This is a genomic window from Bradyrhizobium sp. FW305-F6 (assembly GCF_058782905.1).
The window spans coordinates 89375-105114 of the sequence record NZ_JBYSYD010000007.1 but is presented as its reverse complement, the minus strand read 5'-3'; the positions used below and the strand labels follow the sequence as shown (position 1 = coordinate 105114).

Annotated in this window: 12 protein-coding genes; 2 read left to right on the top strand and 10 right to left on the bottom strand. The window is 65.6% G+C overall.

Annotated elements, in window-relative coordinates; all coding sequences use genetic code 11:
* Positions 1–187: 187 nt before the first annotated feature.
* Entirely contained in the window at positions 188–2395 is a 2208-nt protein-coding gene (locus tag AC3WLX_RS32220; RefSeq protein ID WP_492338974.1) for a primosomal protein N', read from the bottom strand.
* Between the two features lie 112 nt (positions 2396–2507).
* Here AC3WLX_RS32220 and AC3WLX_RS32215 point away from each other — a divergent pair, with 112 nt between their 5' ends.
* Both AC3WLX_RS32215 and AC3WLX_RS32210 read left to right on the top strand, forming a co-directional pair.
* Positions 2508–3473 (top strand): tyrosine recombinase XerC, encoded by a 966-nt coding sequence (locus tag AC3WLX_RS32215; RefSeq protein ID WP_492338973.1) that lies wholly within the window; start codon positions 2508–2510, stop codon positions 3471–3473.
* An 88-nt stretch (positions 3474–3561) separates the two neighbouring features.
* A complete protein-coding gene (locus AC3WLX_RS32210; RefSeq protein ID WP_291623665.1) occupies positions 3562–4149 on the top strand; it encodes a DUF4337 domain-containing protein in 588 nt (195 codons plus the stop codon).
* A gap of 178 nt (positions 4150–4327) precedes the next feature.
* Here AC3WLX_RS32210 and AC3WLX_RS32205 read toward each other — a convergent pair whose 3' ends face one another.
* From AC3WLX_RS32205 to mdh, 9 genes are all read right to left on the bottom strand, one after another.
* The gene (locus AC3WLX_RS32205; RefSeq protein ID WP_492338972.1) at positions 4328–4858 is read right to left on the bottom strand and encodes a hypothetical protein; all 531 of its coding nucleotides are present in this window, start codon (positions 4856–4858) and stop codon (positions 4328–4330) included.
* 34 nt (positions 4859–4892) lie between these two features.
* Positions 4893–6293, bottom strand: coding sequence for a dihydrolipoyl dehydrogenase (gene lpdA / locus AC3WLX_RS32200; RefSeq protein ID WP_492338971.1), 1401 nt, complete (start codon positions 6291–6293; stop codon positions 4893–4895).
* A 51-nt stretch (positions 6294–6344) separates the two neighbouring features.
* Positions 6345–7094: an SDR family oxidoreductase gene (locus AC3WLX_RS32195; RefSeq protein WP_492338970.1), complete on the bottom strand. Its 750-nt coding sequence runs from the start codon at positions 7092–7094 to the stop codon at positions 6345–6347.
* Positions 7095–7158: 64 nt separating this feature from the next.
* Positions 7159–8406, bottom strand: a complete 1248-nt coding sequence (gene odhB, locus AC3WLX_RS32190; protein ID WP_291623673.1) for a 2-oxoglutarate dehydrogenase complex dihydrolipoyllysine-residue succinyltransferase — start codon at positions 8404–8406, stop codon at positions 7159–7161.
* 185 nt (positions 8407–8591) lie between these two features.
* A complete protein-coding gene (locus tag AC3WLX_RS32185; protein WP_492338969.1) occupies positions 8592–11573 on the bottom strand; it encodes a 2-oxoglutarate dehydrogenase E1 component in 2982 nt (993 codons plus the stop codon).
* A 137-nt stretch (positions 11574–11710) separates the two neighbouring features.
* The gene (gene sucD / locus AC3WLX_RS32180) at positions 11711–12595 is read right to left on the bottom strand and encodes a succinate--CoA ligase subunit alpha (protein ID WP_024338867.1); all 885 of its coding nucleotides are present in this window, start codon (positions 12593–12595) and stop codon (positions 11711–11713) included.
* Positions 12596–12628: 33 nt separating this feature from the next.
* Positions 12629–13108: a DUF1579 family protein gene (locus tag AC3WLX_RS32175; RefSeq protein WP_291630911.1), complete on the bottom strand. Its 480-nt coding sequence runs from the start codon at positions 13106–13108 to the stop codon at positions 12629–12631.
* Positions 13109–13112: 4 nt separating this feature from the next.
* The gene (gene sucC, locus AC3WLX_RS32170) at positions 13113–14312 is read right to left on the bottom strand and encodes an ADP-forming succinate--CoA ligase subunit beta (RefSeq protein WP_492338968.1); all 1200 of its coding nucleotides are present in this window, start codon (positions 14310–14312) and stop codon (positions 13113–13115) included.
* A gap of 213 nt (positions 14313–14525) precedes the next feature.
* The gene (mdh, locus tag AC3WLX_RS32165; protein ID WP_492338967.1) at positions 14526–15494 is read right to left on the bottom strand and encodes a malate dehydrogenase; all 969 of its coding nucleotides are present in this window, start codon (positions 15492–15494) and stop codon (positions 14526–14528) included.
* Positions 15495–15740: the final 246 nt, after the last annotated feature.

Sequence of the window (15740 nt, the reverse complement as noted above, 5' to 3'; positions counted from 1 at the left end):
TTGCTGCGCATATGAACAAGCCCGCGGTCTTGGGGGACCGCGGGCTTTTTTACGTTCTGTCATTCCGGGGCACGCGCAGCGCGAACCCGGAATCCATTCATCCACAAACTCTGCCGCCCGATGGATTCCGGGCTCGATGCTGCGCATCGCCCGGAATGACAGCGGAGTGTGCTGCGCCAGTGGGCTCCTACAAGAAGCTCTGCGGATCGACGTCGACTTCGAGCTTCTGATTGCCCGTCGGCTTCGGGCAGACCGCGAGCCAGTTGCGCAAATAATCCGACAGGTCGAAACCGCGGGCCGATTTCACCAGGATGCGGAAACGGTAGCGGCCCTTGATGACGGCGAGCGGTGCTTCGGCGGGACCGAGCACCACGACGCGCTCGTCGCGCGGCGCCAACGTCACCAGCTTGCGGCCGAAGCCTTCGGCGCTGGGGCGGTCGCCGGCGGAGATGATCAGGCTGGCGAGCCGGCCGAACGGCGGATAGAGCGTCTTCTCGCGCAGATCGATTTCGCTGTCGTAGAACGCCTCGCGGTCGCAGGCGATCAGGGCCCGCATCACGGGATGATCGGGCTGATGGGTTTGGAGATAGCCGACGCCGCGGCCCTGCTCGCGCCCGGCGCGACCGATCACCTGGTTGAGCAATTGCCAGGTGCGTTCCGCCGCGCGCGGATCGCCGTTGGACAGGCCAAGGTCCGCATCGACCACGCCCACCAGGTTGAGCCTGGGAAAGTTGTGACCTTTTGCCACGAGCTGCGTGCCGATGATGATGTCGACGCGGCCCTCTGCGATCTCGGCGAGCTCGACGCGCATCGTCTCGATCGAAGTAATGAGATCGCTCGACAGCACCATGGTGCGTGCCTGAGGAAACAGCGCGGCCGCCTCCTCCTGGAGGCGTTCGACGCCGGGCCCGACCGCGACCAGCGATTCTTCGGCCGAACAGTTCGGGCAGATATGCGGGCGCGGCATCGAGAAGCCGCAATGATGACAGACGAGGCGCTGGCGGAATCGATGATCCACCAGCCAAGCATCGCAGATGGTGCAGGCGAAGCGATGGCCGCAGGCACGGCACAGCGTCAGCGGCGCATAGCCGCGACGATTGAGGAACAGGAGCGCCTGCTCGCGCCGTTCGATGGCCGTCCTGATCTCTCCGGCGAGCCGCGGCGAGATGAAGCGGCCGCGCGCAGGCGGCTCGCGGCGCAGGTCGATCGCCTCGATGTGCGGCATGTGCTGGCCGCCGAAGCGCGAGGGCAGCGCGATGCGCTGATAGCGGTTCTTGCGCGCATTGACCTCCGATTCCACCGACGGCGTCGCCGACGCCAGCACGACCGGAATCTTGGCGATATGCCCGCGCACCACCGCCATGTCGCGGGCGTGGTAGTGCACGCCGTCGTCCTGCTTGTAGGCCTGGTCGTGCTCCTCATCGACGACGATCAGGCCGAGATCGGCGTAGGGCAGAAACAGCGCCGAGCGCGCGCCGACCACGACCGGCGCTGTGCCGCCAGAGATCGCCGCCCAATTGCGCGCGCGGGTGCGCGGCGTCAGCTCCGAATGCCATTCGATCGGCCGCACGCCAAAACGCTGCGCGAAGCGGTCGAGGAACTGGCCGGTGAGCGCGATCTCGGGCATCAGGATCAGCGCCTGCCTGCCGCGGCGGATCACCTCGGCCACGGCTTCGAAATAGACCTCGGTCTTGCCCGAGCCGGTGACGCCGTCGAGCAGCGCGACGTGGAAGGTGCCGTTGGCCGCGAGCGCGCGCATCGCGTCCACACCGGCACGCTGCAGCGGCGAAAAATCCGGCCGCTCGAACTCCGGATCGGGCGCGGGCGGCGGCGGAGGCGGCGGCATCGGCTCCACCGTGAGCGTGCCTTCGTCGACGAGGCCGTCGATCACGCCGGAGGAGACGCCGGCCTCCCTGGCTGCCTCGGACTTGGCGTGCAGCAGCCGGTCGGACAGCAGCGCGATCACGCGCTGACGTGCCGGCGTCAGCCGCTTCGGGGGATCGCCTGTTAGCCGCACGCCGGCGCGCGCCCGCTCGGGGCCGAGAGTCTCGCCCATGCGCAGGCACATGCGCAGCACCATGCCGCGCGGGCTCAGCGTGTAATTGGCGACCCAGTCCACCACCTGGCGCAGCTCCGGCTTCAGCGGCGGGATATCGAGCTTCTCGCTGACCTCCTTGAGGCGGTTGTGCAGGCGCGGATCGGGATTGGCGTTTTCGCCCCAGACCACGGCCAGCACCTCGCGCGGCCCGAGCGGCACGCTGACGAGGTCGCCGGCCTTCAGCTCCATCCCGCGCGGCACCTTGTAGGAATAGGTCTGGTCGAGCGCGACCGGCACCAGCACGTCGACCATGCCGGTCGCGTGGGCGGAGGCGGAGTTGCGCGGTGCGTGATCCATGGGTGGAGAATCGGAACCCTGAGGCCTCGAGGCTAGCCCCGTGGGCGGGCCTTAGCGAACGATAAACGAGTGTGATGCGATATACTGTGCGGAATCATCCCGTCCAGAGCGCATGACCAAAGCGGCCGCCCCAAGACTCGAGCTCGCCAGCGCCGATCCCTCGATCGCACAGGAGATGGCGCGCTGGCTGTCGCATCTCGGCGCCGAGCGGCGATTGTCGCCCAAGACGCTGGAGGCCTACGGCCGCGACCTCAGGCAATGTCTGGATTTCCTCTGTGCCCATTGGGGCGAGCGCGTGACGCTCGAGCGATTCGCAGCGCTGGAAGCCACCGATGTGCGCGCCTTCATGGCGATGCGCCGGGCCGACGACATCGCCGGCCGCAGCCTGATGCGCGCGCTGGCGGGCCTGCGCTCGTTCGGGCGCTTCCTGGAGCGCGAGGGCAAGGGCAAGGTCGGAGCCTTGTCCGCGATCCGCGCGCCGAAGGTTGCAAAGAGCCTGCCGAAGCCGCTGCCGATGGCCTCCGCCAAACGTCTGGCCGATGCCGACGAGCGTGCCGGCGAGGAGCGCGAGACCTGGATCCTTGCGCGCGATGCCGCGGTGATGGCGCTGCTCTACGGCTCGGGCCTGCGCATCTCCGAGGCGCTCGGCCTGAAGCGCCGCGAGGTGCCGAAGCCCGGCGAAGGCGACGTGCTGGTCGTGACCGGCAAAGGCAACAAGACCCGCATGGTGCCGGTGCTGCAGAACGTGCTGGCGCTGGTGCAGGAGTACGTCGCGATGTGCCCCTATCCGCTGCCGGCGGACGGCCCGATCTTCGTCGGCGCGCGCGGCGGGCCTTTGAGCCCGCGCATCATCCAGCTCGCGATGGAGCGGCTGCGCGGCGCGCTGGGACTTCCCGACAGCGCTACGCCGCACGCGCTCCGGCATTCCTTCGCCACGCATCTGCTCTCGCGCGGCGGGGACTTACGCGCGATCCAGGAACTGCTCGGGCATTCCTCGCTGTCGACCACGCAGGTCTATACCGGCATCGATTCCGAGCGGCTGCTCGAAGTGTATGCGAGCGCGCATCCGCGGCGGTGAAGCTGACATGAAGCTGTCATAGCTCGCGTGCCTCTTGCGCGGCGCCCACGGTTCGGTCAAATCGTGGGAACCAGCACAGGAGAGATTGATGGGCGCACATGAAAGCATGGAGCATGCCGAGCACGCCGAACACGCGTCCGGCTCGAACAAGAAGATCGCGCTCCTGATCGCCGTGCTGGCGCTGTTCCTGGCGATCTCGGAGACGCTCGGCAAGGCCGCGCAGACCGAATCGATCAGCAAGAACGTCGAGGCCGCCAATCTCTGGGCGTTCTTCCAGGCCAAGAGCATCCGCCGCACCGTGGTGGTGACCGCGGCCGAGCAGGGCAAGCTCACGCTCGCTGCCGCGGACGAGGCGCAGAAGCCCGCCGTGCAGAAGCAGATCGACGATTGGACCAAGACCGCGGCGCGCTACCGCTCCGAGCCCGAGACCGGCGAAGGCACCGAGCAACTCGCCGACAAGGCCAAGCACGCCGAGCACGCGCGCGACCAGGCGACCGCAAAATACCATCATTTCGAGCTGGCCTCGGCCGCCTTCCAGATCGGCATCGTGCTGGCGTCCGCCACCATCATCACCGGCATGCTGGCGCTGGCTTACGTCAGCGGCGTGCTGACGCTCGCCGGCCTGTTCATGACCGCGCTCGGCCTGTGGTGGCCGCACCTGTTGCATCTGCATTGAGGTGTTGAGGCGCGTGGCCTTCACGCCACAAGACAAGTGTCATGCCCCGCGAAGGCGGGGCATCCAGTACGCCGCGGCTTCTCGGTTCAATCACTGACGTCTCTGGAATACTGGATTGCCCGCCTTCGCGGGCAATGACACCGAATTTCTGGCGATGACCGTGTACGCGACGCGCAGCTCACCGCGCCTGGTGCACGCTCCTGCGGAAGCGCTGGATCAGGCGCAGCGTTCGTGATGACCACCCCTCGCCGTCGCCGGCGATCAGCGCGCGGATGCGGCGCTTGATCGGGTCGACCAGCTCGGCGGCCTTGGCACGCACCTTCAGCACGAGTTCGTAGATCCGCTCGAACCAACGCATCTCCAGCAGCTTGGCGCGCGTGACGTCGAACACGAAGGCGGTGACACCGACGCCGACCAGCTTCCCGAACACGATGGTGAAGAACGCGCCGGTCCAGTATTCATGCGCGAGCAGCCACAGGCCGACCAGCTTGAGCGGAAACAGTGGGACGACGGGCACCGCGAACACCAGCAGCGTCATGGCCGGCGACAGCGCATCGACGCGCTCCGTCAGCCAGTGCTTGAAGCGCGCCAGCGGGATGGCTGCGACGACCCTGGCAACAACAGGCTCGAGATGATCCCACAGCCAGGCTTCGATCAGGAAGACGATCGCAAGCAGGACCCAGACCGGTTGCAGAAGGCGGCGCAGCATGTGTTTCCCGCCCGGTTCGGCGCTGGGCGCGTCGTTACATATGGATGGCCCGCTTGCCGACCGCAAGCGCGGCTTCCTTGACCGCCTCCGAGCGCGTCGGATGGGCGTGGCAGGTGCGCGCGAGATCCTCCGCACTGCCGCCGAACTCCATGAGAACGCAGGCTTCGTGGATCATCTCGCCGGCTTCGCGGCCGATGATGTGCACGCCGAGCACGCGATCGGTCTTCGCATCTGCGAGAATCTTCACGAAGCCGTCGGTGGTCTGGTTGACCTTGGAGCGGCCGTTGGCGGTGAACGGAAACTTGCCGACGGTGTAGGCCACGCCGGCCTGCTTGAGTTCCTCCTCGGTCTTGCCGACGGAGGACACTTCCGGGGTGGTGTACACGACGCCCGGAATGACGTCGTAATTCACGTGCCCGGCCTGGCCTGCGATGATCTCGGCGACCGCGACGCCTTCGTCCTCGGCCTTGTGCGCCAGCATCGGGCCGGCGACGACGTCGCCAATGGCATAGACGCCCTTCAGGCTGGTGGCGAAATGCGGATCGATCTGGACGCGGCCGCGCTGATCGAGCGCGACGCCGGCTTCCTTGAGGCCAAGCGCCTCCGTGAACGGCACGCGGCCGATGGCGACGAGAACGACGTCGGCTTCCAGCGTCTCCGCAGTGCCGCCGGCGGCGGGCTCGATCGTCGCCTTCAGCGTCTTGCCGGAGGTGTCGACGGCGGTGACCTTGGCCCCTAACTTGAACGCAAAGCCTTGCTTCTCGAGGATACGCTGGAACTGTTTCGCAATTTCGCCGTCCATGCCTGGCAGGATGCGATCCAAGAATTCGACCACGACGACTTCCGCGCCGAGCCGCTTCCACACCGAGCCGAGCTCGAGGCCGATCACGCCGGCGCCGACGATCAGCAGCTTGCCGGGGACCTTGTCCAGCGACAGCGCGCCGGTCGAGGAGACGATGCGCTTCTCGTCGATCTCGATGCCCTTGAGCCGCGCGATGTCCGAGCCGGTGGCGATCACGATGTTCTTGGTCTCGACCACCTGCGACTTGCCGTCGGCGGATATTTCGACCTTGCCGGTCCCCAAGATCTTGCCGGTGCCCTTGAGCACGTCGATCTTGTTCTTCTTCATCAGGAACTCGACGCCCTTGACGTTGCCATCGATGCCCTGCTGCTTGAAGTTCATCATCGCCGGCAGATCGAGCTTCGGGGCGGAAACGCTGACGCCCATTTTGGCGAAGGAATGGCCGGCTTCCTCGAACATTTCGGAGGCGTGGAGCAGCGCCTTCGAGGGCATGCAGCCGACATTGAGGCAGGTTCCGCCGAGGGTGGCGTTCTTCTCGACCACGGCGACTTTCATGCCGAGTTGGGCTGCACGCACTGCACAGACGTAACCGCCCGGTCCGGTGCCGATGACGACGAGATCGTAGGATGCCATGAGAGAAAGTCCCGTGAGTTTAGCGTGATGAGAATGCGTCCGCGCAGCGCGTCAGCGTCCGCCGGACACATCGAGAATGGCTGAGGTGACGTAGGAGGCCTCGTCGGAGATCAGCCAGACGATGGCGTTGGCGATCTCGTCGGCGGTGCCGACGCGCTTCATCGGCACCATGTGGGCCAGGCGATGGGCGCGATCGGGCTCGCCGCCCGCGGCGTGAATTTCGGTATCGATCAGGCCGGGACGGATCGCGGCGACGCGGATGCCTTCGTTCGCGACTTCATAACCGAGACCGACGGTGAAGGAATCGACCGCGCCCTTGGACGCGGCGTAGTCGACATAGGTGTTGGGTGCGCCGAGACGCGCCGCCACCGAGGACAGGTTGACGATGACGCCGCCCTTGCCGCCATGCTTGGTCGACATCCGCTTCACCGCCTCGCGCGCGCAGAGGATGGAGCCGGTGACGTTGACCGCCATCACGCGTTGAATGCGCTCGGCCGACATCTCGTCGACGCGCACGCCACTCTTGCCGACGATGCCGCCATTGTTGACGAGCGCGCCAAGCGCGCCGAACTTGTCGGCTTCCTTGAACAGCGCGAGGATGTCGCTTTCCTCGGCGACATCGCATTTCACCGCGACGGCCTTGCCGTTGCTGGCCTCGATCTGCGCGATAACCTCGTCGGCCGCCTTCTTGTTGCTGGCATAGCCGACCACGACGCGGTACCCGCGCGCAGCCGCCGCAAGCGCGGTCGCCCGCCCGATACCGCGGCTGCCGCCGGTGATGACAACGACTTTATCGGTCATGCGCACCTCCATTGTTCGACATGCGCCGTCGCGGGGAGCGACGGCGCTGTCGGAGCATCAGGGATCAGAGGTCCAGCACCAGCCGCGCCGGGTCTTCCAGGCTCTCCTTGACGCGGACCAGGAAGGTGACGGCTTCCTTGCCGTCGATGACGCGATGGTCGTAGGACAGCGCCAGATACATCATCGGGCGGACCTCGATCTTGCCGCCGACGACCATCGGCCGCTCCTGGATCTTGTGCATGCCCAAAATGCCGGACTGCGGCGCGTTCAGGATCGGGGTCGACATCAGCGAGCCGTAGATGCCGCCATTGGTGATGGTGAAGGTGCCGCCCTGCATCTCGTCGATCTTGAGCTGGCCGTCGCGGGCGCGGCGGCCGTAGTCGGCGATGCTCTTCTCGATGTCGGCGATCGACTTCTGGTCGCAGTCGCGCACCACGGGCACGACGAGACCCTTGTCGGTGCCAACGGCGACGCCGATGTGGTAATAGTTCTTGTAGATCAAATCGGTGCCGTCGATCTCGGCGTTGACCGCCGGGATGTCCTTGAGCGCTTGCACGACGGCCTTGGTGAAGAAGCCCATGAAGCCGAGCTTGGCGCCGTGCTTCTTCTCGAACGCGTCCTTGTAGTGCGCGCGCAGCGCCATGACGTTGGTCATGTCGACCTCGTTGAAGGTCGTCAGCATGGCCGCGGTGTTCTGCACGTCCTTGAGACGGCGGGCGATGGTCTGGCGCAGGCGGGTCATCTTGACGCGCTCTTCGCGGGCGGCGTCATCGGCCGGCGAGGGCGCACGGACCTGAACCGCGGCGGCGGGCTGGTTGACCGGCGTCGGCGCGGAGGCGGCGCGCTCGATCGCGGCGAGCATGTCGCCCTTGGTGACGCGGCCGTCCTTGCCGGAGCCGGGAACGGTGGAGGCATCGACACCGGTCTCGGCCGAGAGCTTGCGCACCGACGGGGCAAGCGGCGCATCGGCCGGCGGCGCCTTCGGCGCAGCGGCGGCAGCAGCCGGAGCCGCAGCGGCTGCGGCGGGAGCAGCGGCGGGCTTGGCCGGCGCGGCGGCCGGCTTGGCTGCACCGGCGGCGCCTTCCGTGATCTGGCCGAGCAGCGCACCGACCGCAACGGTCGCGCCGTCGGCGGCGATGATCTCGCTCAAGGTACCCGCGGAGGGCGCGGGAACTTCGATGGTGACCTTGTCGGTCTCGAGCTCCACCAGGGGCTCGTCGACGGCGACGGGGTCGCCGGCCTTCTTGAACCAGCGGCCGATGGTGGCCTCGGTGACGGATTCGCCGAGCGTCGGCACACGAATTTCAGTCATGGTCTCTTCCTCAAGGGGATCGCAGGTAGCGGTCATGAATTTCATCCGTCATGCCCCGCGAAGGCGGGGCATCCGGTACTCCGCGGCTTTCGTTCTGATCACGAAAGTCACGGCGTACTGGATTGCCCGCCCCTGTGCGCAATTGCGCACTGGGCGGGCAATGACAGAGTCCTAAAAAAAACTTCTCAGCTCAGTGCTTCGTCCAGGAACGCCTTCAGCTGAGCCTGATGCTTGGACATCAGACCCGTTGCGGTCGCAGCGGAAGCGGCGCGGCCGACATAACGCGGACGCCGGCTCGCGCCGTTCACCTGGTTCAGCACCCATTCCAGATAGGGCTCGATGAAGTGCCAGGCGCCCATGTTGCGGGGCTCTTCCTGACACCACACCACTTCGGCCTTCTTGAAGCGCGACAGCTCGGCCACCAGCGCCTTCAGCGGCACCGGATAGAGCTGCTCGATGCGCATCAGATAGATGTCGTCGATGCCGCGCTTCTCGCGCTCCTCGTAGAGGTCGTAATAGACCTTGCCGGAGCACAGCACGATGCGGCGGATCTTCTCGTCCGGAACGAGCTTGATCGCCTCGCTCGGCAGCATCTGGGCGTCATCATAGAGGATGCGGTGGAAGGTCGTCCCCTTCGCCAGCTCGTCGAGACGCGACACCGCCCGCTTGTGGCGCAGCAGCGACTTCGGCGTCATCATGATCAGCGGCTTGCGGATCTCGCGGTGCAGCTGCCGGCGGAGCGCATGGAAGTAATTCGCCGGCGTGGTCGGGTAGACCACCTGGATGTTGTCTTCCGCGCACATCTGCAGGAAGCGCTCGAGGCGCGCCGAGGAGTGCTCCGGTCCCTGGCCCTCATAGCCGTGCGGCAGCAGGCAGACGAGGCCGGACATGCGCAGCCATTTGCGCTCGCCCGAGGAGATGAACTGGTCGAACACGACCTGGGCGCCGTTGGCGAAGTCGCCGAACTGGGCTTCCCACAGCGTCAGCGTGTTCGGCTCTGCGAGCGAATAGCCGTATTCGAAGCCGAGCACGGCTTCTTCCGACAGCAGCGAGTTGATGACCTCGTAATGGCCCTGCTCGTTGCCGAGATGGTTGAACGGCGTGTAGCGGCTCTCGTCCTCCTGATCGATCAGGACCGAATGGCGCTGCGAGAAGGTGCCGCGCTCCGAATCCTGTCCTGATAGCCGGACGTGGTGGTTCTCGTTGAGCAGCGTGCAGAACGCCAGCGCCTCGCCGGTCGCCCAGTCGATGCCGTTGCCGCTCTCGATCGCCTTGGCACGGTTATCGAGGAAGCGCTGAATGGTGCGGTGGACGCGGAAGCCGTCCGGCACCTTGGTGATCTTGCGGCCGATGTCTTTCAGGATCGGCAGGTCAACGCCGGTGACGCCGCGGCGCGCATCCTCTTCCTGGTCGGCGATCTTGAAGCCGGCCCACTTGCCGTCGAGCCAGTCGGCCTTGTTCGGCTTGTAGGAGGTGCCGGCCTCGAACTCGGCATCGAGCCGGGCGCGCCAGTCGGCCTTCAGCTTGTCGACCTCGCCCTCGGTGACCACGCCTTCGGCGATCAGGCGCTTGGAGTAGAGCGTGAGGGTCGAGGGATGGGCCGCGATCCGCTTGTACATCACCGGCTGGGTGAAGGCGGGCTCGTCGCCCTCGTTGTGGCCGTAGCGGCGATAGCACCACATGTCGATGACGACAGGCTTGTGGAACTTCTGCCGGAATTCGGTCGCGACCTTGGCCGCGAACACGACGGCCTCCGGATCGTCCCCGTTCACGTGGAAGATCGGCGCGTCGATCATCTTCGCCACATCCGACGGATAGGGCGAGGAGCGCGAGTAACGCGGATAGGTGGTGAAGCCGATCTGATTGTTGACGATGAAGTGCACGGAGCCGCCGGTGCGGTAGCCCTTCAGGTCGGACAGGCCGAAGCATTCGGCGACCACGCCTTGACCTGCGAACGCGGCATCGCCGTGCATCAGCAGCGGCATCACGGAGATTCGCATGTCCGGGGGATCGCCGTGCTGGTCCTGCTTCGCACGCACCTTGCCGAGCACCACGGGATCGACGATCTCGAGATGCGAGGGGTTGGCGGTCAGCGACAGATGGATGCGGTTGCCGTCGAACTCCCGGTCCGAGGAGGCGCCGAGGTGATATTTGACATCGCCCGAGCCCTCCACCGCGTCGGGATTGGCCGAGCCGCCCTTGAACTCGTGGAACAGGGCGCGGTGCGCCTTGCCCATCACCTGCGTCAGGACGTTGAGGCGGCCGCGATGCGGCATGCCGAGCACGATCTCCTTCACGCCGAGATTGCCGCCGCGCTTGATGATCTGCTCCAGCGCGGGGATCAGGGCTTCGCCGCCGTCGAGGCCGAAGCGCTTGGTGCCGGTGAACTTGGTGTCGCAGAACTTCTCGAAGCCCTCGGCTTCGACCAGCTTCTGCAGGATGGCCCTGCGGCCTTCGCGCGTGAACGAAATCTCCTTGTCGGGTCCCTCGATGCGCTCCTGGATCCAGGCCTTCTGCGCGGCATTGCTGATGTGCATGAACTCGACGCCGAGCGTCTGGCAGTAGGTGCGCTCGCAGATCGCAGTGATTTCGCGCAAGGTGCCGTATTCGAGACCGAGCACGTGATCGAGGAAGATCTTGCGGTCGAAATCAGCCTCGGTGAAGCCGTAGGTGCGCGGATCAAGCTCTTCGCGGTTGCGCGGGGCCTCGATACCGAGCGGATCGAGCTTGGCATGGAAGTGACCGCGCATGCGGTAGGAGCGGATCAGCATCAGGGCGCGGACGGAATCGCGCGTGGCCTGGAGCAGGTCGGCGGAGGAAATGTCGCCGCCCTTCTCGCTTCCCTTATCGCTTCCCTTGGCCTGCGCCTTGGCGGCGATCTTGGCACCGACCGCCTTCTCGACCTCGGCCCAATTGCCGTCAAGGGCGGAGGTCAGGTCATCCCTGGGCGTCAGCGGCCAGTTGTCGCGCTCCCAGGACGGGCCTTCCGCGTTCTTGCTGATGTCGGCAGGCGCATCGTTCAGGCTCTTGAAGAACTCCTGCCACTCGGGGTCGACCGAAGACGGGTCCTTCTGGTAGCGGGCGTAGATTTCGTCGATGTAGGTGGCGTTGGTGCCCTGCAAAAAGGATGACAGGGCAAAGGCTGCGTTCGCGTCCTGGCGAGACATACTTGAGTTCCTGGCGATTTCGGTTCGCGCATAACAAACGGCGCTGGCGCCGAGCTCCCCCGACAGGGCTCGACGTGATAGGCACCCTTTACCCTATTTGCTGCGAAACTTCGCCCGGAAAAGCACGAAGAACTGAATTAGCCTTTCAACTTTTCGGCAAGCGTATGCCCGAGTCGCGCGGGCGACGGGGACACTGTAATACCTGCTGATTTCATCGCCTCGGTCTTGGAACCAGCGTCGCCCTTGCCGCCCGAGATGATCGCGCCGGCATGGCCCATGCGGCGGCCGGGAGGGGCGGTGACGCCGGCGATGAAGCCGACCATCGGCTTCTTGCGGCCGCGCTTGGCCTCGTCCTTGAGGAACTGGGCGGCATCCTCCTCGGCGGAACCGCCGATCTCGCCGATCATGATGATCGATTCGGTCTTGGGGTCGGCCAGCAGCATTTCCAGCACGTCGATGAACTCGGTGCCCTTGACCGGGTCGCCGCCGATGCCGACCGCGGTGGTCTGGCCGAGGCCTTCCTGGGAGGTCTGGAACACGGCCTCATAGGTCAGCGTGCCCGAGCGGGAGACGATGCCGACCGAACCGGTCTTGAAGATGTTGGCCGGCATGATGCCGATCTTGCACTCGCCGGCGGTCATGACGCCCGGGCAGTTCGGCCCGATCAGGCGCGACTTGGAGCCAAGCAGGGAGCGCTTCACCCGCACCATGTCGAGAACAGGGATGCCTTCGGTGATGCAGACGATCAGCGGGATCTCGGCGTCGATGGCTTCGCAGATCGCGTCCGCCGCGCCCGGCGGCGGCACGTAGATCACCGAGGCGTCGGCGCCGGTCTTCTCACGCGCCTCGCGCACGGTGTCGAACACCGGCAAGCCCAGATGCGTCGAGCCGCCTTTGCCCGGAGAGGTGCCGCCGACCATCTTGGTGCCGTAGGCGATCGCCGCCTCGGAATGGAAGGTGCCGTTCTTGCCGGTGAAGCCCTGGCAGATGACCTTGGTGTTCTTGTCGATCAGGATGGACATGAGGTCTGCTTTCGCGAACTAACGAGTGAGAGGTCAGTGGATGCGGCGGTAGACGCCGGTGAGCACGTCTGCCCAGCCTTCCGCGTCCGGCGAGAACTGGATCTTCAACGAGTAGGAATTGTCGTCGAGGATCTCGTAGACGTGGCGCGCATTGCCGCGGAGCGAGCCGCGCACCAGCGTCAGGGTCTTGCCGGCCCATCCGCCCGAGGCGGGCGAAGGCGGCGTGTAGCCGAGCGAGTCGTACCAGAACAATTTGTAGGTCCGGTCGTCGCGGTCGAAGGTGAAGATGCCATGGGTGGCGAAGCTCTGCTTGCCGTCGCGCATCTGGACCGAGTCCTGGATCAGATAGAACCCGTTGAGATCCATGCGCGCGACGGTGCGCGAGGTGGCCTGCCCGCCTTCCGTCCAGCGCGACGGAAAGACCACCTCTTCGCCATCCCATTCGCCGGCGAACGCGGCGAGACGCGCATGCTCGGGGAGCGGAAGTGACGCGGCGAGATGGTCCTGGGCCATGGCCTTAGCCTCCCTTGACGGCCTTCACGATCTTCTGCGCGGCGTCGTCGAGATTGTCGGCCGGCACCACGTTCAGTCCGGATTCATTGATGATCTTCTTGCCGAGTTCGACATTGGTGCCTTCGAGGCGGACCACCAAGGGCACGCTGAGGCCGACTTCACGAACCGCCGCCGTGACGCCCTCGGCGATCACGTCGCACTTCATGATGCCGCCGAAGATGTTGACCAGGATTCCCTTCACGTTGGGATCGGCGGTGATGATCTTGAACGCGGCCGCGACCTTCTCCTTGCTGGCGCTGCCGCCGACGTCGAGGAAGTTCGCCGGCGCCATGCCGTAGAGCTTGATGATGTCCATCGTCGCCATGGCGAGACCGGCGCCGTTGACCATGCAGCCGATGTTGCCGTCGAGCGTGACGTAGTTGAGGTCGTATTTCGACGCCTCGATCTCCTTGGCGTCTTCCTCGGTCAGATCGCGCAGCGGCACAGCGATCTCGGGATGGCGGAACATGGCGTTGTCGTCGAATGACACCTTGGCATCGAGCACGCGGAGCTCGCCCTGCTTGGTGACGACCAGCGGATTGATCTCCAGCATCGCCATGTCCTTGGCGATGAAGGCCGCGTAGAGCTGCGCGGTGAGCTTCTCCGCCTGCTTGGCGAGGTCGCCGGTCAGGTTCAGCGCCTTCGCCACGGTGCGGCCGTGATGGCTCATGATGCCGGTCGCCGGATCGACCGAGAAGGTGACGATCTTCTCGGGCGTGTTGTGCGCGACGTCCTCGATGTTGACGCCGCCTTCGGTCGACACCACGAAGGAGGCGCGCGAGGTCTCGCGGTCGACGAGGATCGAGAGATAGAACTCCTTGTCGATGTCGGAGCCGTCCTCGATGTAGAGGCGGTTGACCTGCTTGCCGGCCGGGCCGGTCTGCACGGTGACCAGCGTTGCGCCCAGCATCTGCTTGGCGAATTCGTTGACCTCCTGCACCGACTTGGCGATGCGGACGCCGCCCTTGTCGCCTGCGCTGGCTTCCTTGAACTTGCCCTTGCCGCGGCCGCCGGCGTGGATCTGGCTCTTCACCACCCAGACCGGGCCGGGCAGCGCCTTGGCGGCGGCTTCGGCGTCGCTCGCTTTAAGCACCGGAACGCCCTTGGAGATCGGCACGCCGAACTCGTGCAGCAGCGCTTTGGCCTGATATTCATGGATATTCATGTGCTCGCTCCCTGAACCCGCGTGCGGAAGCCCGCTTGAGGCCGCCTCAGCCTTTGGTTTGGCATACCATATACCAAAGGAACTGCAACCGGGGTTCTCATCGAAATCTCTGGACTGCCGGTCCGGAGGTTCAAGCCCGCGATGGGACCTGGCTGCCCTCCAGAAGTGAAACCGCCGAAGACCGGGTTCGATCTTCGGCGGGAATGCCTTGAATTACTTGCCGAGCAGATCGGGGGCAATCTTCTTGCAGGCGTCCACCAGACCCTGCACCGCGCCGACCGACTTGTCGAAGGCCTCGCGGTCCTTGCCGGCGAGCTCGATCTCGACGACACGCTCGACGCCCTTTGAGCCGATCACCACCGGCACGCCGACATACATGTCCTTCACGCTGTACTCGCCGTTGAGGTAGGCGGCGCAGGGCAGCACGCGCTTCTTGTCCCTGAGGTAGCTCTCGGCCATCGCGATCGCGGACGCGGCCGGCGCATAGAAGGCCGAGCCGGTCTTGAGCAGATTGACGATCTCGGCGCCGCCGTTGCGGGTGCGGTCGACGATCTCGTCGAGGCGCGCCTGCGAGGTCCAGCCCATCTTGACGAGGTCGGGCAGCGGGATGCCGGCGACGGTAGAGTATTTCACCAGCGGCACCATGGTGTCGCCATGGCCGCCGAGCACGAAGGCGGTGACATCCTCGACCGAGACGTTGAACTCGTCGGCCAGGAAGTAACGGAAGCGCGCCGAATCCAGCACGCCGGCCATGCCGACGACCTTCTTGTGCGGCAGGCCCGAGGCCTTCTGCAGCGCCCAGACCATCGCGTCGAGCGGGTTGGTGATGCAGATGACGAAGGCGTCGGGGGCGTACTTCTTGATGCCGGCGCCGACCTGCTCCATGACCTTGAGGTTGATGGAGAGGAGGTCGTCGCGGCTCATGCCGGGCTTGCGCGGCACGCCGGCAGTGACGATGCAGACCTTGGCGTTGTCGAGCGCTTCGTAGGAGTTCGCGCCGGTGTAGTGCGCGTCGAAGCCGTCGACCGGCGAGGACTGTGCGATGTCGAGCGCCTTGCCCTGCGGCACGCCCTCGGCGATGTCGAACATCACGACGTCGCCCAGTTCCTTCAGGCCGATGAGGTGAGCCAGCGTCCCGCCGATCTGGCCTGAGCCAATCAAAGCAATCTTGTCGCGCGCCATGTGAACCTGTCCTTCAGACACGTAAGGAGGGGAAAACTGAGACGGGTGGTTATCCCTTTCGCCTTCCCCGTTCAAGTCGCCGGATGCCCAATTGTCGGGCTTGGCGCGATTCCGGCCAGCGCACCGAAGCCGTCATTCCGGGGCGTGCGGAGCACGAACCCGGAATCCATGGGGTCACGGAGTTGGTGGTCTGATGGATTCCGGGCTCGCGACTTCGTCGCGCCACGGAATGACACCGACGAAAGC

What these genes read in the sequence shown, in the direction of transcription:
- AC3WLX_RS32210 (WP_291623665.1), top strand. Translation starts at nt 3,562, where the DNA reads ATGGGCGCACATGAAAGCATGGAGCATGCCGAGCACGCCGAACACGCG.
- sucC (WP_492338968.1), bottom strand. Translation starts at nt 14,312, where the DNA reads ATGAATATCCATGAATATCAGGCCAAAGCGCTGCTGCACGAGTTCGGC.
- AC3WLX_RS32195 (WP_492338970.1), bottom strand. Translation starts at nt 7,094, where the DNA reads ATGACCGATAAAGTCGTTGTCATCACCGGCGGCAGCCGCGGTATCGGG.
- sucD (WP_024338867.1), bottom strand. Translation starts at nt 12,595, where the DNA reads ATGTCCATCCTGATCGACAAGAACACCAAGGTCATCTGCCAGGGCTTC.
- lpdA (WP_492338971.1), bottom strand. Translation starts at nt 6,293, where the DNA reads ATGGCATCCTACGATCTCGTCGTCATCGGCACCGGACCGGGCGGTTAC.
- AC3WLX_RS32220 (WP_492338974.1), bottom strand. Translation starts at nt 2,395, where the DNA reads ATGGATCACGCACCGCGCAACTCCGCCTCCGCCCACGCGACCGGCATG.
- mdh (WP_492338967.1), bottom strand. Translation starts at nt 15,494, where the DNA reads ATGGCGCGCGACAAGATTGCTTTGATTGGCTCAGGCCAGATCGGCGGG.
- odhB (WP_291623673.1), bottom strand. Translation starts at nt 8,406, where the DNA reads ATGACTGAAATTCGTGTGCCGACGCTCGGCGAATCCGTCACCGAGGCC.
- AC3WLX_RS32185 (WP_492338969.1), bottom strand. Translation starts at nt 11,573, where the DNA reads ATGTCTCGCCAGGACGCGAACGCAGCCTTTGCCCTGTCATCCTTTTTG.
- AC3WLX_RS32205 (WP_492338972.1), bottom strand. Translation starts at nt 4,858, where the DNA reads ATGCTGCGCCGCCTTCTGCAACCGGTCTGGGTCCTGCTTGCGATCGTC.
- AC3WLX_RS32175 (WP_291630911.1), bottom strand. Translation starts at nt 13,108, where the DNA reads ATGGCCCAGGACCATCTCGCCGCGTCACTTCCGCTCCCCGAGCATGCG.
- AC3WLX_RS32215 (WP_492338973.1), top strand. Translation starts at nt 2,508, where the DNA reads ATGACCAAAGCGGCCGCCCCAAGACTCGAGCTCGCCAGCGCCGATCCC.